Below are 22,209 nucleotides of genomic sequence, written 5' to 3' on the forward strand. Positions count from 1 at the left end.
CTAGCTCTTTTTTTCTCCCTATTTTAGTTTCATAACGAATCATGCCAAGTATGAAAAAAGTGTTTTGCGTTGGCGAACTACTAATTGATTTTGTTGCTGAAAATCAAGGAAATGACCTTTCTAAAGCCTTGCATTTTACCAAAAAAGCCGGAGGCGCCCCAGCCAATGTGGCCTGCGCTATTTCCAAGTTAGGGGGAAGGGGAGTTTTTGTGGGAAGTGTTGGGAATGATCCCTTCGGTTTATTTCTTTTGGATACACTAAAAAAGGAGGGGGTTGATATTTCCTTGACCCAAACCTCCTCAGTTTTTACAACATTGGCCTTTGTATCCCTTGCGGAAGACGGAGAACGTGATTTTGTATTCAGTCGCGGAGCAGACCGTGAATTAATCTATGACCCTTCCCTTAGAAAAGATTTCTTTGGCCAAATGCTTCATCTAGGTGCCGCAACGGCACTTCTGGGAGGACCACTGGAAACAGCTTACAGCAAATACCTTTTTGACGCATTGACCAAGGAAATGTTCATAAGCTTTGATCCTAACTTTAGAGGTGATCTTTGGAAGAACACCCAACAGCAGTTCATTAAAAAATGTATGCCCTTCATTGAAAAATCCCATCTCTGCAAGTTCAGTAAAGAAGAGGCATTGTTACTTTCCGGAACATCCAACATAGATGATGCTTGTGATACTCTTCATGAAGTGGGCACAAAAATCATTACAGTAACCCTAGGAAAAGAAGGCACTTTGGTTAGTTTTAATAGTGTAAAGCAAATTGTTCCGAGTATTCCAGTTAAGGCAATAGATACTACAGGAGCTGGTGATGCTTTTATTGGGTGTCTTTTGTGCCAAATCTCACATTTGGATAAGTACGAGCAGATTTTCAGTGATACTTCCCTACTATTAGCCATGGTGGAGAAAGCAAATAAGGCGGGGGCCATAACTACAACTTCCTATGGAGCCATTCCCGCACTTCCTACAAAATCTCAATTGGAGAGTTGATGAATCAAGCTTCTTTACATCGCCTTTTATCTTCAAAAACTGAAGACAAGTCCGCAGAGTCCTTGTTCCGTCTTAGAATGGCCACCAACCTCAGCTTGATTCAAAACCTTTTTTTTTCTCTTTATCCTGAAGAAAAACAAGAACCTTTTTTTAGACAGTTGTTGACTTTGTTACCAAAACTATATCAAACACGGCCCGAGGAGTTGAAGCTTCAAGATCTTGAACGCATTTCATCCGGAAATTGGTACCAATCGGAAAAAATGGTGGGAATGCAATTGTATGTAGAGCATTTCAATAAGGATTTAAAGGGCTTGAAAGAAAAGTTATCGTATTTCACAGAATTTGGAGTTAACTTTTTGCACCTAATGCCTGTTACTACGCGCCCTAAAGGAGAAAATGATGGAGGATATGCTGTTAATAGTTATCATGAGGTCGATAAACGGTATGGAAGTAAAAAAGATCTTATCAATTTGACCAAAAACCTAAGAAAAAAGGGAATGTACCTTATGCTGGATTTTGTGGTGAATCATACCTCCGACGAATATCCATGGGCCAAAAAAGCAAAAAAAGGAGATAAAAAATACCAAGGATATTACTATACCTATCCTGACACCGCGGTTCCCAATGCTTTTGAAAAATCACTTCCCGAGGTGTTCCCAGAAACCTCTCCTGGTAATTACACCTATATCCCCGAGATGCAACAATGGGTTATGACCGTTTTTAACAGCTATCAATGGGACCTTAATTATACCAATCCTATAGTCTTTTTGGAAATGCTTACACAATTGGTCAATCTGGTCAATCTGGGCGTGGACATTGTCAGGTTTGATGCGCTAGCCTTTCTATGGAAGAAAATAGGCACTATTTCCCAAAATCTTCCTGAGGCCCATATTTTGGTAAGTCTCTTTAGAATGTGCTTGCAAGTCGTCGCTCCGGGAACTGTTTTATTGGCAGAGGCCATCGTGGCCCCAAAGGAAATCATAAAATACTTTGGTCAGGGCATTCAATATGGAAACGAATGTGAGATAGCCTATAATGCCTCTTTAATGGCATTATTATGGAATTCCATAGCTACAAAAAAAACAGTATTACTTTATAAAAGCTTGAAAAATGTACCAGATAAGCCAAAAGATGCCACTTGGCTAAACTATGTACGCTGCCATGATGATATTGGCTTGGGTTATGAAAATCAATTCATTGAAGAAATTGGTTGGAATCCTGCTCAACATCGAAGGTTTTTATTGGATTATTACTGTCAAGGTTTGGATTGGTCTCCCGCAAAGGGATTGTTGTTTATGCATAACCCAAAAACGGGAGATGGAAGAATTACAGGAAGTGCCGCATCATTACTTGGTCTGGAGAAAGCCATAGAGGACAATGATGAGGTACTAATCGACCAATCTGTATCCAAAATAATTCTATTGCACTCCATTATTCTTGCATTTGGTGGCATCCCAATGTTCTATGCCGGAGATGAGATAGGTACTTTAAATGATTACTCTTTTTTTGAAAAGGATAATAAAAAAGGTGATAGTAGATGGGTAAACCGACCTTCTCAAGATTGGGAGCTTATAGATAAACTATCGCAAAAGAAACTTCCTCAAAGCAAGATTTTTCACACCCTCAAGAGGTTGGTGAAAATTAGGAAAAGTGCATCCATTTTTGCTGATACCAACAACTTGTCCCTCTATCATACAGGCAACCATCATATTTTCGCATTCGAACGTGCTGATGGAAAAACTGATGGCCTTCTAGTCCTTTGCAATTTTGATGAAACCCCCCAAGTAGTTAATGCCTCTTGGATTATGAAGCTTGGATATTTTACCAAAGGAGAACCCAAAGATTTGGTTTCAAACAAAAAAGTATCCTTAAAAAGTGGGCTTTTACAATTGAATGCCTATCAGGTCATTTGGTTAAAGAAACACTAGCTGTATTTCACCTTTCTAAGAATCCTAAGCGACTCTTTTAATGATTGATATACAATGTCATCTGCTCTTTTCAACAAGGGCCTCGCTTTTTCCATCATTTCCCTAGCCTCCTCAAAACCATTTAAATAACAAATCAGATACGTGGCGGGTAGGTGTTTTAAATCGTTTTTTTCTGCTTTGTTCAAAGCTATTTGTTTCTCTAGCTTCATCATAATTGAATTGTTTGAGTTCAATACATGATGCAATGTTTTTTTATCGTATTGAGGGGGTTCAAAAACCAATTCACTATTAATGGTGTACTTTCCGTTTTCGGAAAAGATAATCTCCATCTTTTCAAGCGGATAGTATTTTTGTTGGACACCCAATCCTAATTGCACATATTCCAAGGTAGAGAAGGAATCTCCATTGTATTCTATTGTAATTTCATCCAATGCAGAATAGAACAATTTTACCTGCTCATTGATAAGTTCAATATCCACTCTTGAAAAATAGGTCTCGTTCTTTACCTTTTTTACATTTCCCGCCCAACATACTACAAACTGTTCCTTGAATACTTTATAATGGCTAGTCAAATCAGCATGTCTTTTGTTCATGAAGTTTATCACAGCATCCAAGGTCAATTCTATATTGTTTCTGGCATGTTGTTCAATGGTAGCTACCGCGTTAGAATTAATGTCTTTTAATTCTATATCAAAAGCTTTGGGAAGGCTTATACTACCCTCCCTGAAAAACACGGCCCCACCGTAATATTTCCAGATGTTTTTTCTGAGGGCACATACTTTTCCATTGGATTTTATAGTTACTAACCCAACTACTTTTCCCTCAGGTAAATGAGGAAAGGGAATGTTCTCGTACGAAATTAATGGAGGATTGTCCAAATAGGCATTTACCAAATTCTGAATCCTACTGTCATCAAAAAAATCAACGCCAACAATTTTGTTATCTTCATCCTCTACTCCTATTACAATGAATGAATTGTTTTTGGGGTTACTATTGGCAAGCGCACAAACGTGCTTCAAGAACTTCGCCTTGCCTTCCTTTTCGCCTATCGAAATACATCTCTTTTTGTCATAAAAGCTGTTCTCATCATTATGAGCCAGGAGATTTTTAACCAACAGGCGTTTATTGATCATAGTACTTTCTTGACTATGGTGCTGCTGGCCTGGGCTGTTGGCATGACTACCAAATCGGCAATATTTACATGACTGGGTCGGGTAATGGTAAAAAGAATGAGCTCGGCAATGTCTTCAGGGAGCAATGGTTGATAACCTTGATACACCTTTTCGGCACGGGAATCGTCCCCTTTAAATCGTATTTGGCTGAATTCAGTTTCAACCAATCCTGGATTGATGGCACCCACCCTTATTCCGTGAGCGTTTAAATCAATGCGCATTCCTTGGTTAATCGCATCAACAGCATGCTTGCTGGCACAATACACATTGCCCTTGGGATACACTTCTTTTCCTGCGGTGGAACCGATATTGATAATATGACCCGATTTATGCTCAACCATTTGAGGAATAATAGCCCTAGATACGTACAGCAGTCCTTTCACATTGATATCCATCATGGCGTCCCAATCATCCATACTTCCTTCGTTGATTGGGTCCAGGCCATGCGCATTACCCGCATTATTGATAAGGATATCAATTTTAGAGAAAGCTTTAGGCAATGAACTAATTGAATTGAAAACCGCTTCCCTATCCCTAACGTCAAAATTCAAAATATGCACTTCTGCTTTTGAACCCAAATCTTTCTGGATTTCCTTCAAGCGTTCCTCTCTTCTTCCACAGAGTACAAGTTTGAATCCCTCTTTTGCCAATAGATTTGCAGTGGCCTTTCCAATACCGCTGGTTGCCCCTGTAATCAATACGGTTTTTTGTTTCATAATTTATCCTTTAAGGTACTTCGTGGCCTTGGCTGGCCGCCAAAAGTGTAAACCAATCTTGTGTATCAAGTTCAATACGAGCAGCTTCCGCAGAAGCCGTAAGTCTTTCCTTGGTTGTAGTACCGATTACTGGAGATGGTTTTGCAGGGTGTGTCAGCATCCAAGCCAAAAGCAACTGGCTTTCCTCCGTATCATATTTCTCCGCCATTAGGGAAAGTGTCTCCTTAACCCTAGTCGTTTGTTCGCTTTTTTCACGAAAAACTTTTCCCAATGGACTCCAAGACATCGCAAAACGATTCTTGCCTATGCAATCGTCGAATGTACCATCGTACATGGGATTTAGATGGGTGATGGAAAATTCAACTTGATTGGCACTTACATCAATCTCTTTTTCCAGCATCTTAATTTGGGACGGTGTAAAATTGGAAACCCCAAACCGTTTGATTTTTCCATTATCCAAAAGATGCGTAATAGCTTCAGCAATTTCAGAAGGGTTCATCAATGGGCTGGGCCGATGTAACAGAAACAAATCCAGGTAATCCGTTTTCAGTTTTTTGAGTGATTCTTCAGCCGACCAAATAATGTAGTTCTTACTGTATTCATAATGCTTCAATTGATTTTTCCGACCAGAGATCATCTGTATACCACATTTGGTAATCAACTCAATTGAAGACCTGTCTATACCACTTTCAGAAAAGGCATTGCCAAAGTCAGTCTCTGTAGTGTAATCTCCGTAAATATCTGCATGATCAAAAGTATGGAGCCCATTCTCAAGACAGTGCTCCATCAAATCAATCATACCTGTTTTGGAAAGTTGCTTTCCCCAACTTCCCCATGTCATTGTCCCCACAATAATTGGGGAATAGTTTTTTGTAGTTTGCATATAGGGTGAAAGTATAAAAATAAACCCTTAAATACTTCCCAAAACTAGGGGCTTAGCGTTTTTTTTAACCATTAATTAACAGCCGCTTTTTAAATTAATTTTCATTTTGCAATCCTTATAAAAAACACTATCATTACCCTTTGGGATAAAAGTTTTGTATGGAAGAAAACACTACTATTGATATTAGTGCTGTGAATGAGAAAATAGCGCATGAAAGTGCTTTTATTGATTTGCTCACCTCAGAAATGAATAAGGCCATTGTGGGTCAAAAACATATGGTTGAGCGACTACTCATCGGTCTTTTGGGACAAGGTCACATTTTACTTGAGGGTGTTCCCGGTCTTGCAAAAACTTTGGCCATTAACACATTGGCAAAGGCCGTTAAAGGAAGCTTTAGCAGAATACAGTTTACTCCAGATTTGCTTCCTGCCGATGTGGTGGGAACTTTGATATATAACATCAAGGAGAATGATTTCTCCATTAAAAAGGGACCCATTTTTGCCAACTTTGTTTTAGCTGATGAGATTAACCGTGCCCCCGCAAAGGTACAGTCTGCTCTCTTGGAAGCTATGCAGGAAAAGCAGGTAACCATTGGAGATGAAACCTTCATATTGGATAAGCCCTTTTTGGTGATGGCCACCCAGAATCCAGTGGAACAAGAAGGAACATATCCATTACCTGAAGCGCAGGTAGACCGTTTTATGCTCAAAACGGTTATTGACTATCCTAAATTAAACGAAGAACAGCTTATTATTCGTCAGAACCTTCGTAGTACCCCTGGTGAGCCTGTAAAGCCAGTGGTAAGCTTAAAACAAATTTTGAGTGCCCAGCAAACCGTCCGTGAAGTCTACATGGATGAAAAAATTGAAAAATATATCCTGGACCTCATCTTTGCAACCAGGTATCCAGAAAAATATAACCTCGACCAATTAAAACCCCTAATCAGCTTTGGAGCTTCACCCAGGGGAAGTATCAATTTGGCAAATGCTTCCAAATGCTATGCATTTATTAAACGAAGAGGATACGTTATTCCAGAAGATGTTAGAGCCGTAGTTCATGATGTGCTGCGACACAGAATTGGAATAACCTATGAAGCTGAAGCAGAAAATGTGACATCTGAAGAAATTATCAATAAGATAGTCAACGAAGTGGAAGTGCCTTAACCCAATGTGTAATTAACAATGGACAATTGACCAAGGGCTCAAAACTCTGGAAAAGAATTGAACATTGTATGATTGTTAATTGAACACATGGATACGAAAGAACTACTTAAGAAAGTACGGAAAATTGAGATAAAGACCAGGCGTCTTTCCGACCATATTTTTGGTGGGGAGTATCATTCTACCTTTAAAGGAAGGGGTATGACGTTTAGTGAAGTTCGACAGTATCAATTTGGGGACGATGTCCGAAATATTGATTGGAACGTGACTGCCCGCTACAACGAACCCTTTGTAAAGGTTTTTGAAGAAGAGCGTGAGCTTACCATGATGTTGATGGTAGACGTGAGTGGTTCTGAGCTTTTTGGTACAGCTAAGCAATTCAAAAAAGAGGTAATTACCGAGATCTCGGCCACTTTGGCTTTTTCGGCTTTGCAGAATAATGACAAAGTAGGTTTGATTTTATTTTCCAATGAGGTAGAGCTATATATCCCGCCGAAAAAGGGAAAGAGTCACGTTTTGCGGATCATTCGTGAACTTTTGGAGTTTACTCCAAAAAGTAGCGAAACCAATATTACCGAAGCCTTCAAATTTTTAATCAATGTGATGAAAAAGAAGGCGATTGTTTTTCTACTCTCCGATTTTATTGCGGATGATTATGATGCTACACTTCGTATTGTGGGCAACAAACATGATGTAACTGGCATCCGGGTCTATGATGAAAAAGAACAATCCATGCCCAATTTAGGTATGGTTCAAATGCAGGATGTAGAAACAGGATTACTTGAACTGGTCAATACACGCTCAAAAAGAGTACGTAGTGCTTATGGGCAGTTTCATAAAGACAAGGTCGAATACTTTTCAGATTCTTTCGCCAAGTCTGGTAGTGGTGTAATTCATTGTAGGGTGGATGAAAGTTATGTGAAAAAACTATTGGGCTATTTTAAGAGAAGGGGATAATGAAGTTGGACAGGCACATAGTACAAATAAAAAAATACCCATTGAAGTTCTTTGTGGGAATGTTGCTGTTCTCTGTCCCATTTTTAGGAAGTACCCAAGTCGATTCAAAAGTTAGCTCAGAAATTGATACTACTTCCATAAAAATTGGAGAACAAATACAGTATAAAATCACTGTAGAAACCGATTCCACCAATATTGTGCATTTCCCGGAGGGGCAAACTTTTTCTCCTTTGGAAACGGTTGAAGCCCTACTTACCGATACCATAAAAGAGAGTAATCGAGTAAAACTTCAACGTATTTATGCGCTTACACAATTTGATAGTGGATCTTATACCATTCCACCTCAACGTATAGCCATCAATGAACAACCTTTCTTTACCGACTCTTTTCAGATTAAGGTAGCTGATGTGGTTGTGGACACCACGAAACAAAAAATGTACGACATTAAACCACTTATTCAAGTGGACCGCAGCTACGCCAAGTTGTGGTGGGCTATTTTATGGATTGGTTTGGCTCTTTTGATAATAGGTGGCCTTGTATATTGGTTCTTTTTACGAAAAAAACCATTGACCGAAGAAGAAAAAGAAGCCTTACTTCCCCCGTATGATCGTGCACTTTTGGAGCTAAAGCGTTTGGAAAACTCCAGATATCTAATCCAAGACGAATACAAAAAGTATTATTCTGAACTAACGGACATTGTTCGATCATATTTGGAAGAAGATGTTCAAGTTACTGCTTTGGAAAGTACCACTGATCAACTTATCACTAAGTTAGAATTACTCAAGGACTCTGGAGAACTTCAACTAGAAGATGAAACCATCAAACAATTTCAACAAATACTTCGAACAGCAGATCTAGTAAAATTTGCGCGCTCCAAACCTTCCACGTCAACAGCGGAACAGGACAGAAAGTTAGTTGAGGAAATTGTGGAGAAAACCCATGAAGCCCTTCCTGAACCTACTGAAGAAGAGCTTCTATTGAACGAAGAATATTTAGAAGAATTGGCCAAAAAGAAACAGCGCAAGCGGATTTATTGGGCAGCAGCTATTTTTGCCGGTCTTCTTGTTTTGGGCACTACATTTTCTCTTATTTTCTTTGGTGTAAAAGAAGTAAGGGATACCGTTTTTGGATACCCAACAAAGGACTTACTTGAAGGCGAATGGGTATTTAGTTCTTATGGATATCCTCCTGTTGAATTGGAGACTCCAGACGTATTGGTTCGGAATGAAGCTGAGCTTCCAGAAGAAGCACAGGAATTGGTAAAAGAGCTTCAAACATTTCGCTACGGAAGCTACGTAGGTCTTTTTGGCATAAGCACCAGTTCAGTAACATACAAAGAGCAAACAGAACCCAATTTTGAGGCCGCCATAGCCGGAACATTGTCCACCTTTGAAGGTCTGGGGCTTAAAAACATTATTACCAAACAAGAAGAGTTCACAACCAAGTCTGGTGTTCAAGGACTTAAAACGTACGGTACAGGGAATTTTAAAAATCCAATTGACAACGAGTCTAAAAAAGCGAAATACAATATCCTTTCCTTTGGGGGAAAAGGCTTCATGCAACAAATCATCATTACTTGGGAAGATGGGGATGAATATGCTGAACAAATTGTAGATCGTATATTGAGCTCTTTAGAAGTTAAAACACAAGCTTAGAAATGTTTGAGAATGTAGAATTTGCTAATCCACAATTTTTCTGGTTGCTGCTCCTGCTTCCTCTGGCAATTCTATGGTATATTTTTAAAAGAAGACAGCAGGTCGCTTCGCTTCGTATCTCAAGTATTAAAGGGTTCACGGTAAAGAGCATCGCTTCAAAGCTTAGACCTCTGCTTTTTACCCTCCGTTTGCTGGCCTTGGCAGCTATCATTACAGCTTTGGCACGACCTCAGACCGAGGATATCTCTACCCGAACAAAAACCACTAAGGGAATTGATATAGTCATGGCAATCGATGTCTCCAGTAGTATGTTAGCCAAAGACCTTAAGCCGGATAGATTATCAGCGCTGAAAAAGGTTGCTGCGGATTTTATCAAAAAACGTCCCAATGACCGTATTGGCTTGGTGGCCTATGCTGGGGAAAGCTATACCAAAACACCAATAACCAGCGACAAGGCCATTGTCTTGAGCGCCCTTCGCCAAATAACCCATGGTGAGCTTGAAGATGGAACTGCCATTGGCATGGGATTGGCCACTTCGGTAAATCGCCTCAAGGAAAGTAAAGCAATAAGCAAGGTTATTATTTTGCTTACGGATGGGGTAAACAATTCCGGTTTCATAGAACCTTCCACTGCGGCAGATTTGGCAGTGGAATTTGGGATAAAAACCTATACTATTGGTTTGGGAACCAATGGAAATGCCCTTTCTCCAATAGCCTACAATCGGGATGGTTCTTTCCGATTCGGTATGCGTCAAGTAGAAATTGACGAGAAGTTGTTAGAAGAAATTGCATCTGCCACGGGAGGTAAATATTTTAGGGCTACCGATAATGATAAGTTGGAAGAAATCTATGATGAGATAAATAAATTGGAAAGAACCGAAATAGAAGAGTTCAAGTATTATAAGTATGATGAAAAGTTTAGACCACTGGTACTTCTGGCAGGGGTTTTGCTTTTATTGGAATGGGGACTTCGTAGTTCCATATTCAAAAGCTTTATTTAAGTGCAATGATTCAGTTTGACGAAAAAATATATTTCTATCTCTTAGCCATACTTCCGGTAATGGCAATGGCTTTCTTTTTTCTTCAAATATGGAAAAGAAGAACCCAAAAACAATTTGCGGATACACGATTGTTGCGCAGATTAGCTCCTGATAAATCTCAATTTAAATCCGCATTGAAACTACTATTTCTACTCGCTGGATTAGGGTTTTTGATTTTGGGCCTGGTGAATCCTAAAATTGGAACCAAATTAGAGACCGTAAAGCGGGAAGGGGTAGATATCGTATTCGCCATTGATGTTTCCAAAAGTATGTTGGCAGAGGATATAGCACCTAATCGTATGGAAAAAGCCAAGCGATTGGTCTCTGAAATCATCAATCAATTGGCTAGTGACCGAATCGGAATTATAGCTTATGCAGGCCAGGCCTACCCACAACTACCCATAACCACGGATTATGGCGCAGCAAAAATGTTCCTTCAGGCCATGAACACCAATATGCTTTCTTCCCAAGGAACTGCAATCAATGCGGCCATAGATTTGGCGAGCACTTATTTTGATGATGATGAACAAACCAATAGAGTGCTCTTTATTGTTTCCGATGGAGAAGACCACTCAGAGCGAACCACTATAAGTGCAGTTGAAAATGCTACCCAAAACGGGATTCAGATTTTCACTTTAGGCGTAGGTAAACCAAAAGGTGCGCCAATACCCATCAAAAGAAATGGTGTTGTAGAAAGTTTGAAGAAAGATAATCAAGGTGAGGTAGTAATCACTAAATTAAATGAAGCCGTACTATCCGAAATAGCATCTGAAGGAAATGGGGCCTACATTGATGGTTCCAATACGGATGAGGCCGTAGAATTTATCAAAGAACAGTTGGCCCAAATGGATAAAAAAGAATTTGAGGCTAAACAATTCGCAGAATATAAAGACCAATTTCAATGGTTTCTGGCAATCGGTCTATTCTTTTTATTTTTGGATATCTTCCTACTAGACAGAAAAACCAAATGGTTGAAAAAACTTAATCTTTTCAATGAACATGATGATGTATAAAGAGATGAGATTTACATTGGGTATTTTTTTGATGCTTAGCCTTACTACATGGGCTCAAGACGAAGAGGCGCAAAAAGCTGAAGAAAAAGCTTTAAAAAACTCCACTAACCTTACTTGGGAAGCCAATAAGGAGTTGACAGCGAATGACTTCACCGGCGCAGAATCCGATTACAGACGGGCTATTTCCAAAAGCAAAAAAAATGCTGTTGCACCATACAATTTAGGCAATGCATATTATAATAGAGAAAGCTTTACCGAAGCATTTGGCAGATACAAACAGGCCGGTGAAACTGCCACTTCCAAAGAAGGAAAACACAAATCATTCCACAACATGGGCAATGTGTTCATGAAAAATAAGGAATACGAAAAAGCAGTTGAAGCTTACAAAGAAGCTTTACGAAACAATCCCACGGACGAAGAGACTCGCTATAATCTGGCTTTGGCCAAAGAAATGCTAAAAAAGCAACAAGACGAGCAGCAAAACGACCAAGATAAGGACGATAAAGACAAACAGGACCAGCAAGACCAAAAAGATAAGAATCAGGACCAAAACAACGAGGGAGACCAAGATAAAGACAAGGAAGGAGAGCAGGATCAGGACGAAAACAAAGACCAAGGCGACGAGGGAAAAAATGGGGACAATAAGCCTGAAGAAAATCAAGAGGGAGATGGAGATAAGAAAAAAGAGCAAGAACAAAAACCCAGTGAAGGTGACCAACCTGACCAACAAAAACAACAACCCAGACCAAATCAACTCTCCAAGCAGCAAATCCAGAATTTGCTAGAGGCCATGCAGAATGAAGAGAAAAAGGTGCAGGAAAAAATGGAGGCAAGAAAGGTGAGAGGCAAGAAAATTAAAAACGAGAAAGATTGGTGATGTTGAAGCGGGGCGTTTATTTAACTATAATTCTGTACACTACCCTTTTGGGGTTAACCCACGTAAGTGCACAAGAAGAAGTTTCCTTTGAGCTCAAACTGAGCAAAGAAAAACTAGGGATAAACGAACGTCTACGAGCAGAGTTTACTATGAACAAGGATGGGGACAATTTCAACCCTCCGTCTTTTGAGGGATTTAAGGTTGTAATGGGGCCTTCACAATCCATAAGTTCTTCATGGATCAATGGGAAACGTACTTTCTCCAAAACATATTCCTATATATTGGTGCCAACGGCTCGCGGCAGATTTACCATCAAGCAAGCCACTATTGAAATCGCAGGAGACACCTATAAAACCCTTCCCAAAACTGTAGAGGTTACCGCTGCGGTAGACAAACCGAGCGATCAAAAAACAGTAGATGATGTAGCGGATGAAAGTCTGCATTTGGTTGCAGAAGTCTCCAAGGGCAATCCCTACCTAAATGAGGCAGTGACGGTTATCTACAAACTCTATGTGAGCCCAAACATTAATGTCACGAACTATCGCTCGCTGGATAGTCCTAAATACAACGATTTTTGGAGCCAAGACATCCCCGTCACCAAACATACGGCCCAAAATGGAAGTTATAAGGGAAAACCCTATCGGTACGTAGTACTGAAAAGAGTAGTACTATATCCTCAAAAATCCGGGAAGTTGGATATTGAGCCTTTGTCCCTTGAAATTTTTGTTGATGTCCCCACAAACCGAAGAGATTTTTTTGGAGGGCGCATTTATACACAGACCAGTAAAACAGTCTCTGCGGGAAGAAGAACTCTTTCTGTAAAACCTCTTCCCGAAGCAGGAAAACCTGCAAATTTTGGAGGTGCCGTGGGCGATTTTAAATTTCAGGTAACTTCCAGTAAGAAAAAGTTGAATGCATCCGAATCGCTTCAAGCTAAAGTTGAAATTTCAGGAAAAGGAAATTTGAAGTTGTTCCAACTACCAGAACCCGAATTACCAAGCTCTCTTGAAGTTTACGAACCGGAGTATAAGGAAAGCGTACGTACGAACCTTTCGGGTATGGAGGGAAAAGTGGCCAACAATTACACTGTGGTCCCTTCCTTTAGGGGAAAATATCCAATACCCAGTATTTCCTTCAGTTATTTTAATCCAAAGACCGCAAAGTATGTCACATTGAACTCCGATGAAATAAATATTGAAGTTTTGGAAGGTCCTACAGACAATAACGCTGGCAGTGTAGTTGCTTCAAATGTAAACAAGCAGCTGGTAGTGCCCACTGGCAAGCAATTTCACTTTATAAAACTAAGACCCAATCTTACAAGGATTGGAACAGACTACTTCTTCGGCTCAAATACCTTTTATATTCTACTTTTAGCCCCTATTCTTCTAATTCCGATTGCTGTATTCTCCTTTAAGAAAAGGGAAGCTATTGCAAGTGATATTGAAGGTAATAAAATAAAAAGAGCAAATCGATTAGCTAAAAAGTACCTTTCTACTGCCAAAAAAGAACTGGGTAACAAAGAAGCTTTTTATGTAGCACTGGAAAAGGGACTGCACAACTATCTAAAAGCCAAATTGAAAATAGAAACTTCAGAATTCAGCAAAGAAAAAATCTCCTCTGTTCTTGATGAGAAAAAGGTTGATTACTCTGATATAGCGGGTTTTATAAGTCTATTGACCAATTGTGAGATGGCCCGTTACAGTCCTTTTTCGGATGTTCAGATGCAACAGGACTATGAAAAGGCAAGTGAGGTAATTTCAAAACTGGACAAACAACTATGATGCAAAGGATTTTTGTTTTGTGCATAGCACTTTTGGTTTTTGCTTTGGGGAATTCCCAAAACAGCCAGTTGTTTACTCAAGCTACAGAACACTACAATAAGGGAGATTATACCAAAGCCATTGAAAACTACGAGCAGATTTTGGGTAATGGTGAGCACTCGGCAGAGTTGTACTTTAATTTGGCCAATTGTCATTACAAGCTGAATCATATTGGTCCAAGTATTTATTATTATGAAAAAGCCCTGCTCCTAAATCCGGATGATGGAGAAGTAAAAAACAACTTAAAGTACGCCCAAAACATGAGGTTGGACGCTGTAGAGGAAATGCCACAAACCGAAATTGGAAAAGCATATTCTTCAGTGGTGAACTTGTTCTCTTTTGATGGATGGGCCTATCTTTCCGTTGTACTAATCATGTTGTTCGTTCTTGGTTACTTAGCATACTATTTTCTTCGTAGTGCCTCCCAAAAAAGAATTGCCTTTATAACGAGTATCTTTTCTTTAGTTCTGGGGCTGCTTACAGTTTTGCTCGCTTATCTCCAATACCAGGAATACAAATCAAACAATCCTGCAATTGTCTTTGCCAAGGAAGTAAAAATCACTTCGGAACCCAACAAGAACAGTGAGACTGTATTTATTCTTCATGAGGGGACCAAAGTAAATGTACTCGATGGTTTGAAGGATTGGCAGAAAATAAAAATAGCTGATGGTCAAACCGGTTGGATCCAAAATGAAAATGTCAAGCTTTTGAAAGATTTTTAAACAAAATTTAACGAAAAACAATAGCTTTACTATTATTTTTGTTTAAAACCACCTTGCTTGAAGAAAATTGCTTTTCCTTTAATAGCTATATTTCTGGTGTCCTCCATATTGACCCCTTCATTACTCTCACTTATTGGTGAAAATATTGATATAGCGCTTCTTACTGACTCCAATGAAGAAGAAAAACAAGGTGAAAAAGAATCTGAAAAAAAATTTGACGAAAAGGATTTATTCTTAAACAATTTTCAATTTACCCAGTCCGATTTAACCCAGTCCCAAGAGCGTATCCATTTAGTGTATGTTACTCACAATTCTGATTTTGTCCTTGATATACTCCTTCCGCCACCTAGGGCAATCTAAATAAACAACTTTCTTTTTTAGCTAATTCTATCATTCCCTCCGAAGAATAATATCTTTCGGAGTATAAAACCTAATCACATTATGTTCAAGTATATTAAAAATGACTTGCCGGCAAGTATAGTAGTATTTTTTGTTGCATTACCCTTATGTTTGGGAATAGCCCTTGCCAGTGGTGCCCCATTATTTTCTGGTCTTATTGCAGGAATCGTTGGTGGAATCATTGTAGGTTCCTTGAGTGGTTCCCATATCGGGGTCAGTGGCCCAGCAGCTGGACTTGCAGCAATTGTTCTCACTGCTATAGGCACTTTGGGAGGTTTTGAAAACTTTTTGGTGGCTGTTGTATTGGGTGGCCTTATTCAAATTTTGTTCAGTATTCTAAAAGCAGGGGTTATTGCCTACTATTTCCCATCCTCTGTCATTAAGGGAATGCTTACTGGAATTGGAATCATAATTATCCTAAAGCAAATCCCTTACTTTTTTGGTTATGATAAAGACCCCGAAGGCGACTTTGCCTTTTTCCAAATAGACGGAGAAAATACCTTTACAGAGATTTTTAATACCATCAGCGGAATCATAAGTGGTAATTTCAATAATGGAGCAACCATAATTGCTATTGTGGCAATGGCCATCTTGGTTCTCTGGAACAATGTGCTTTCCGAAAAAGGAAAGATTTTTAAGCTTATTCAAGGGCCTTTGGTTGCTGTAGTTTTAGGCATAATTTACTTTGTTCTCACACAGGGAAATGAGACATGGGGTATTTCGGCAGAGCATTTAGTAAAAGTACCAGTTCCTGAAAGTATTGAAACTATGGGAACCTTGCTTAGTTTTCCCAATTTCTCGGTTATAGGAAACCCACAGATATGGATTACCGCATTTACCATAGCCTTGGTTGCCAGTTTGGAAACCTTGTTATGTGTTGAGGCAACGGATAAACTAGATCCCTATAAAAGAACTACTCCAACCAATAAAGAGCTTTTTGCCCAAGGTATTGGGAACACAGTGTCCGGTTTGGTAGGAGGTCTTCCAGTAACCCAAGTTATTGTTAGAAGTTCCGCAAATATTCAATCTGGAGGTAGAACAAAGGCATCGGCTATAATTCATGGTTTCTTCTTACTTATTTCAGTAATTCTAATACCAAGATTGCTGAATATGATTCCTCTTTCGGTGCTAGCGGCCATATTGTTTATTGTAGGATACAAGCTGGCAAAGCCCAAGCTTTTTAAAACCATGTATACTTTGGGGTGGAAACAATTTGTCCCATTTATCGTCACCGTATTGGGAATTGTCTTTACGGATTTATTGGTCGGAATAGGTCTTGGATTGGGTGTGGGAATCGTGGTTATTCTTATTAAAAGCTACCAAAATTCACACTTCTTGCATATAGAAGATAAAAGCAATGGTGTTCACAAGATAAAGATGACCTTGGCAGAAGAAGTTACTTTTTTCAACAAAGGTGCTATTTTAAAAGAGCTGGACAGTCTTCCAGAAAATTCTCAACTTGAGTTGGATGTTCGAAATACAAGATATTTGGATAATGATATTATAGAGATTCTTGAAGATTTCTCCGAAAAAGCAGCCAATAAGAATATTGTTATTAAATTAATTTCCGAACGTGGAGTGGTTGAAAACCCAGATAGCTACATTCAATTTTTTAAATTAGATAAAAATCAAAATCTTCCAAGCGATGATAACACAGACTAAAGAAACACAAGCAGCACTCACTCCAAATGCAGCATGGGAGCTTCTAAAAGAAGGGAATAAGCGTTTCGTTGAAAAAAAACAAGCAAATAGAGATTTGCTCCAACAGGTAAAGGAAACCACATCAGGTCAATATCCCTTTGCCACCATTTTGGGTTGTATTGACTCCAGGGTATCCGCAGAGCTCATTTTTGATCAAGGGGTGGGGGATATATTCAGTGCCAGAGTAGCTGGTAATATCGTGAATGAAGATATTCTGGGAAGTATGGAGTTTGCCTGTAAACTGGCAGGAACAAAAATTATTGTGGTTCTAGGGCATACCAGCTGTGGAGCCGTAAAAGGAGCTTGTGATGACGCAAAAATGGGAAACCTTACTGAACTATTGAGCAAAATAAGACCTGCCGTTGCAGCTGTTGCAGAACCTTCTGATGAATCACAACGCAATTCCAAAAACATTGATTTTGTAAATGCGGTTGCCGAAAAGAACGTTCATTTGACCATAGAAAACATCAGAAAGAAAAGCCTGGTCTTAAAGGACATGGAAGATAATGGGGAGATTCTTATTGTGGGTGGTATGTATGACATTGCAGATGGACAGGTGCATTATTTTTAACTAATTCTTTTTAAGAATTTCAATTCTATCAAGGCCAATGAAAGTATAATCATTGGCCTTTTTTAGTGTCTCAAAATCACTATCTTGGCAGTATTGCTATAAACCCAACAACTGCATATGTTTAAACATTTCAGGGGTGATTTATTTGGTGGAGTAACCGCTGGCATAGTAGCTCTACCGTTGGCCCTTGCTTTTGGTGTAAGTTCGGGTTTGGGACCTAGCGCAGGTCTTTATGGCGCAATTTTCATCAGTTTTTTTGCTGCACTCTTTGGAGGTACCAATACCCAAATTTCTGGGCCCACTGCTCCTATGACAGCCGTTAGCATGGTGGTTATTGCCAGTATTGTTGCTGTCAACGATGGAGATGTTGAAAAAGCACTTCCTGCCATACTTACCATCTTTCTTTTGGCTGGAGTCATGCAGATTGGTTTGGGCCTAATTGGTTTGGGCAAATACATTAAATACATTCCTTATCCCGTCGTTTCAGGTTTTATGACCGCAATAGGAGTCATTATTTTGGTGACACAAATTCTTCCGGCAGTAGGTTATTATCCAAAAGAGGACCGTGAATTTGTTGCTCAACACATGGCGGAAGCAGAGGAAGAAATTCTAGAAAACATTTTAAAGGAAGAGGCTGGTGAGGGAATCTTGGTTCTTGAGGATTTTGAAGAAACCATAAAACGCGCCAACAAGATTACCCAGGCAGATATGGAGAAAGAAGCCAAGACCCTTGCGGCAAAAGATGCATCAGGTGTCTTGGGAACCTTCAAAGTTTTGCCTAGGGCTTTGGGCAATATTAATTGGTTGGAATTGGCACTTGCAATAGCTACCATTCTCATTATTTTTGGATTTAAAAGAATTACCAAAGCCATACCAAGCACCTTGGTGGCCTTGGTCGTGGTTTCTGGAATTGCATATGGTGTTGGGTTAGACTATAGGCCTATTGAAAAAATACCTAGCGGACTGCCCTTGCCCAATTTGGAGATCTTTAGCAAATTTTCATTGGATTCCATTTCTCCTCACATTTTTACTGCCCTAACACTTGCGCTACTAGGTGCAATAGATTCTCTTCTCACATCGGTGGTTGCCGATAACATGACTCAGACCAAACATAAGCCAAATAAAGAATTGGTGGGGCAAGGAATAGGAAACAGTATTGCGTCCGTTTTTGGGGGTATTCCTGGTGCTGGGGCCACAATCCGTACGGTGGTCAATATCAATTCTGGAGGAAAAACCAGACTGTCTGGAATGATTGCCGGGGTATTACTGCTGATAATTCTCTTGGCTCTGGGGCCGGTAGCCTCACAAATTCCAGCCGCTGTATTGGCCGGCATATTGGTGACGGTCGGTATTGGAGTTATGGATTATAAGGGACTGAAGGCTATTCCTTACTTACCCAAAGATATTCACCTTGGCCCCCTCAAATTAAGTTCGGAGGTAATTATTATGCTCACCGTAATGGTACTCTCTTCTGTATGGAATCTGGTGTACGCAGTTGGAATAGGATTGGTTTTTGCCTCCCTCATGTTCATGAAAAAAATGGGAGACCTTACTGCTAAAAAATCTGACGTCTTCCCACTTATTGAAGAGAAAGCTTGGGCCGATGAAAAGAATTTTCCAAAGAACTTGGCAGAAGAAGTATTCATCAAGCATTTGAACGGGCCTCTATTTTTTGGATCTACCAGCGATTTCCATCAACTAGCCGAACAGATTCCAGATACAGCTTCAACAGTGATCATAAGGATGGGACGCATGCAATATATGGATCAGACCGGGCTTTATGCCATGGAAGATGTGCTGCATGATCTTCTAAACAAAAACATGGATGTATTGTTTGTTGAAATTCTAGATCAGCCCAGATATATGATGGAACGAATCGATATTATCCCCGACCTTATTCCTACAGAACATGTATTTGCCCACTTTAATAGTTGTATGGAATGGGTTAAAGAACACGTAGAAGATAAGTATCCATAAACCATTTTTCTAACTACAATCCCTTTTGTATTTAAGGCCAAATTCCGTTGTAATCTATGGGTAATGGTTTTTTCTTATTATCTGAGTTGCCATATTCTTTATAAACACAGACCCAAGGCAAATCTACTTCAGCATAGACACACATTGGCTTCAGGATTTCTTTGGAGGCATATCAGTTCACTACCTTATCCACTATGTTTTCAGGGACAATTTGCTACCTTTGTCGGCTGACAAACCAATCACCAATGATTGAAACTCTTAAACAACACCTTGTTGAGGTTGAAGCTTTTTCATCCACCTCCAAAGACGAAATAGAGGCATTCCGAATTAAGTATTTAGGAAAAAAAGGGCTTTTAAACTCCTTCTTTGCTGAATTCAAAAATGTTCCTAACGGGCAAAAGAAAGAGTTTGGCCAAGTTATCAATCAATTAAAAACCTCTGCAAACGAGAAGGTAAACACCTTAAAACAGGCTCTTGAAGCGCAAACGGAAGCGCAAGGAAAGTACGGAGATCTTACACGTCCCGGTGAACCCATAGAAATTGGGGCAAGACACCCTATTTCAATTGTAAAAAACAGAATCATCGATATTTTTTCACGAATTGGGTTCAATGTTTCTGAGGGTCCTGAAATTGAAGATGATTGGCATAACTTTACTGCGCTAAATCTTCCGGAATATCACCCTGCACGAGACATGCAGGATACCTTCTTTATCCAAACCGACCCAGATATTTTGCTTCGTACCCACACCTCATCGGTGCAGGTGAGATATATGGAGAACAACCAGCCCCCCATTCGTACCATATCCCCTGGACGTGTGTATAGAAATGAGGCTATTTCGGCAAGGTCCCATTGTTTCTTCCATCAGGTTGAGGGACTTTATGTGGACAAAGATGTGTCTTTTGCAGATTTGAAACAGACTTTGCAATATTTCACTTCAGAAATGTTTGGAAAGTCAAAAATAAGGCTAAGGCCTTCCTATTTCCCTTTTACCGAACCCAGTGCCGAAGTAGATGTATATTGGGGGTTGGAAACAGAGACGGACTATAAGATGACCAAAGGGACAGGTTGGCTGGAAATTATGGGATGTGGCATGGTGGATCCAAATGTATTGCAGAACTGTGGTATTGACCCTGAAGTTTATTCTGGTTTTGCCTTTGGAATGGGCATTGACAGAATTGCATTGCTGCTTCATCAAATTCCTGATATACGACTATTGAGCGAAAACGATATACGCTTCCTAGATCAGTTCAAATCTTCTCTCTAGTTTGTTTAAAGATACCACGATGTTTGATCATGGTGCTTTTTTAGGCCTGATTTTTTGAGAGTTGATATTTTGATGCCCTGATTTTTATGGATTTGTCATAGGATACAATTGCCTAAGCTATTAATTTAGAGGTGATTGCTAATTCAAAAAACACCACGTATGACCACCAAAAACATTTCCAGAAGAGATTGGCTCAAAAAAGGTGCCATTACGGCCGGAGGAATTCTTGCCACGCCTTACTTGGGGTATTCTGAAAATCTTAAAGCTCCATTGGTTCTAGATACAAATGGGGATGCCATTTATAGCCCTTTCTTTAAGGAATACCTTCCTAAAGAGGTTAGGGAGTTTCCTGCTTTTGAAGCCAAATTAAATGCAAACGAAAATCCTTATGGGCCATCACCAAAAGCTTTGGAAGCATTTAAAAATGCAGCATCCGGTGGTAATAGGTACGCATGGAAAGAACTCTTTCAATTGGTTGATAAAATAGCTGACTTTGAGGGAGTAAGTGCAAAGAATATAATGATGGGGCCAGGTTCGTCCGACCTTTTGGAAAAAACCGCTATGGTATTGTTTATGAATGGTGGAAATGTAGTCTCTGCCGATCCTGCATATATGTCACTGATACGAGTAGCAGAATCCGTAGGTGCCACTTGGAAGCCCGTTCCACTAAAGAAGGATTGGTCTCATGACCTAAAAGCTATGGAGGCCGCTGTTGACTCGGATACGAAATTGGTTTACATCTGTAATCCCAACAATCCTACAGGTACTATTACCAATCACGAAGAGATGGTTGATTTTTGTTCCAGAGTCTCCGAAAAGGTTCCAATTTTTTTGGACGAAGCCTATCTGGCTTTTATGGGAGAAGGTTTAAAGAAAAGTATGGTTTCCCTAATCAATGAAGGGAAAAACGTAATCATTGCTCGCACATTTTCCAAAATTCACGGAATGGCCGGATTGCGCGTAGGATATATTGTAGGTCAGGAATCAACTTTAGGTCAACTGCAGAAAATAACCAGAGGTGGAATGGGAATTTCGTATCCCTCCGTATTTGCAGCAATCGCCGCAATGGACGATACATCTTTTTTGGACAGTTCAAGAGAGTTAAATGCAAAATGTAGAGAATATGTGTATTCTAGCTTAGATTCGATGGGCTTCGATTACGTAAAATCCCATACCAGCTTCATGATATTCCCTATTGAAATGGCTGGAAAAGACTTTCTGGAGAAAATGACCGACTTAAAAGTTGGCGTAAGGGCATTTCATTTTATGGATAAAGATTGGTGCCGAGTAAGTATGGGTACCATGGATGAAATGAAACTTTTTACAGACGCAATCTCTAAAGTTCTAGTCTAGCGTTT

Annotated in this window: 19 protein-coding genes; 16 read left to right on the top strand and 3 right to left on the bottom strand. The window is 39.7% G+C overall.

Annotated features, from left to right (window positions below; genetic code table 11):
• Positions 1-50 precede the first annotated feature (50 nt).
• Positions 51-995: a carbohydrate kinase family protein gene (locus ACOKFD_RS11340; protein ID WP_422858036.1), complete on the top strand. Its 945-nt coding sequence runs from the start codon at positions 51-53 to the stop codon at positions 993-995.
• Positions 995-2,923, top strand: a complete 1,929-nt coding sequence (locus ACOKFD_RS11345) for an alpha-amylase family protein (RefSeq protein WP_422858037.1) — start codon at positions 995-997, stop codon at positions 2,921-2,923. The genes ACOKFD_RS11340 and ACOKFD_RS11345 overlap by 1 nt, the downstream gene beginning before the upstream one ends.
• On the opposite strand, the gene ACOKFD_RS11350 is transcribed toward ACOKFD_RS11345, so the two are convergent.
• From ACOKFD_RS11350 to ACOKFD_RS11360, 3 genes are read right to left on the bottom strand one after another with little or no spacing between them, the layout of a single operon-like run.
• Positions 2,920-4,056, bottom strand: a complete 1,137-nt coding sequence (locus ACOKFD_RS11350) for an ATP-binding protein (protein ID WP_422858038.1) — start codon at positions 4,054-4,056, stop codon at positions 2,920-2,922. The genes ACOKFD_RS11345 and ACOKFD_RS11350 overlap by 4 nt on opposite strands.
• Positions 4,053-4,811: an SDR family NAD(P)-dependent oxidoreductase gene (locus tag ACOKFD_RS11355; protein WP_422858039.1), complete on the bottom strand. Its 759-nt coding sequence runs from the start codon at positions 4,809-4,811 to the stop codon at positions 4,053-4,055. The genes ACOKFD_RS11350 and ACOKFD_RS11355 overlap by 4 nt, the downstream gene beginning before the upstream one ends.
• Before the next feature lie 10 nt (positions 4,812-4,821).
• Entirely contained in the window at positions 4,822-5,694 is an 873-nt protein-coding gene (locus ACOKFD_RS11360; protein ID WP_422858040.1) for an aldo/keto reductase, read from the bottom strand.
• Between the two features lie 158 nt (positions 5,695-5,852).
• Between ACOKFD_RS11360 and ACOKFD_RS11365 the strand changes: the two genes are divergently transcribed.
• The 14 genes from ACOKFD_RS11365 to ACOKFD_RS11430 all read left to right on the top strand — a co-directional run bounded on the left by ACOKFD_RS11365 (position 5,853) and on the right by ACOKFD_RS11430 (position 22,204).
• Positions 5,853-6,857, top strand: coding sequence for an AAA family ATPase (locus ACOKFD_RS11365; RefSeq protein WP_422858041.1), 1,005 nt, complete (start codon positions 5,853-5,855; stop codon positions 6,855-6,857).
• 87 nt (positions 6,858-6,944) lie between these two features.
• Positions 6,945-7,811 (top strand): DUF58 domain-containing protein, encoded by an 867-nt coding sequence (locus ACOKFD_RS11370; protein WP_422858042.1) that lies wholly within the window; start codon positions 6,945-6,947, stop codon positions 7,809-7,811.
• A 59-nt stretch (positions 7,812-7,870) separates the two neighbouring features.
• Positions 7,871-9,466 carry a BatD family protein gene (locus ACOKFD_RS11375; protein WP_422861022.1) on the top strand — a complete coding sequence of 532 codons (1,596 nt, stop codon included), beginning with the start codon at positions 7,871-7,873 and terminating at the stop codon, positions 9,464-9,466.
• Between the two features lie 2 nt (positions 9,467-9,468).
• Positions 9,469-10,467, top strand: a complete 999-nt coding sequence (locus ACOKFD_RS11380) for a vWA domain-containing protein (protein WP_422858043.1) — start codon at positions 9,469-9,471, stop codon at positions 10,465-10,467.
• A 5-nt stretch (positions 10,468-10,472) separates the two neighbouring features.
• The gene (locus ACOKFD_RS11385; protein WP_422858044.1) at positions 10,473-11,519 is read left to right on the top strand and encodes a VWA domain-containing protein; all 1,047 of its coding nucleotides are present in this window, start codon (positions 10,473-10,475) and stop codon (positions 11,517-11,519) included.
• A 4-nt stretch (positions 11,520-11,523) separates the two neighbouring features.
• A complete protein-coding gene (locus ACOKFD_RS11390; protein ID WP_422858045.1) occupies positions 11,524-12,396 on the top strand; it encodes a tetratricopeptide repeat protein in 873 nt (290 codons plus the stop codon).
• The gene (locus tag ACOKFD_RS11395; protein ID WP_422858046.1) at positions 12,396-14,177 is read left to right on the top strand and encodes a BatD family protein; all 1,782 of its coding nucleotides are present in this window, start codon (positions 12,396-12,398) and stop codon (positions 14,175-14,177) included. Before ACOKFD_RS11390 ends, ACOKFD_RS11395 begins: the two co-directional genes overlap by 1 nt.
• Complete coding sequence (locus ACOKFD_RS11400; protein ID WP_422858047.1) at positions 14,174-14,938, top strand: tetratricopeptide repeat protein; 765 nt, start codon at positions 14,174-14,176, stop codon at positions 14,936-14,938. Before ACOKFD_RS11395 ends, ACOKFD_RS11400 begins: the two co-directional genes overlap by 4 nt.
• Before the next feature lie 57 nt (positions 14,939-14,995).
• Positions 14,996-15,298: a hypothetical protein gene (locus tag ACOKFD_RS11405; protein ID WP_422858048.1), complete on the top strand. Its 303-nt coding sequence runs from the start codon at positions 14,996-14,998 to the stop codon at positions 15,296-15,298.
• Positions 15,299-15,379: 81 nt separating this feature from the next.
• On the top strand, positions 15,380-16,999 hold the full coding sequence (locus ACOKFD_RS11410) for a SulP family inorganic anion transporter (RefSeq protein ID WP_422858049.1): 1,620 nt from the start codon (positions 15,380-15,382) through the stop codon (positions 16,997-16,999).
• On the top strand, positions 16,983-17,609 hold the full coding sequence (locus tag ACOKFD_RS11415) for a carbonic anhydrase family protein (protein WP_422858050.1): 627 nt from the start codon (positions 16,983-16,985) through the stop codon (positions 17,607-17,609). The genes ACOKFD_RS11410 and ACOKFD_RS11415 overlap by 17 nt, the downstream gene beginning before the upstream one ends.
• 117 nt (positions 17,610-17,726) lie before the next feature.
• Entirely contained in the window at positions 17,727-19,586 is a 1,860-nt protein-coding gene (locus ACOKFD_RS11420; RefSeq protein ID WP_422858051.1) for a SulP family inorganic anion transporter, read from the top strand.
• A gap of 245 nt (positions 19,587-19,831) precedes the next feature.
• On the top strand, positions 19,832-20,851 hold the full coding sequence (gene pheS, locus ACOKFD_RS11425; RefSeq protein ID WP_298996428.1) for a phenylalanine--tRNA ligase subunit alpha: 1,020 nt from the start codon (positions 19,832-19,834) through the stop codon (positions 20,849-20,851).
• A 159-nt stretch (positions 20,852-21,010) separates the two neighbouring features.
• Entirely contained in the window at positions 21,011-22,204 is a 1,194-nt protein-coding gene (locus ACOKFD_RS11430) for a pyridoxal phosphate-dependent aminotransferase (protein WP_422858052.1), read from the top strand.
• Positions 22,205-22,209 lie beyond the last annotated feature (5 nt).

Origin of the sequence: Flagellimonas ulvae, from assembly GCF_049333175.1 — a bacterium.
Lineage (GTDB): Bacteria > Bacteroidota > Bacteroidia > Flavobacteriales > Flavobacteriaceae > Flagellimonas.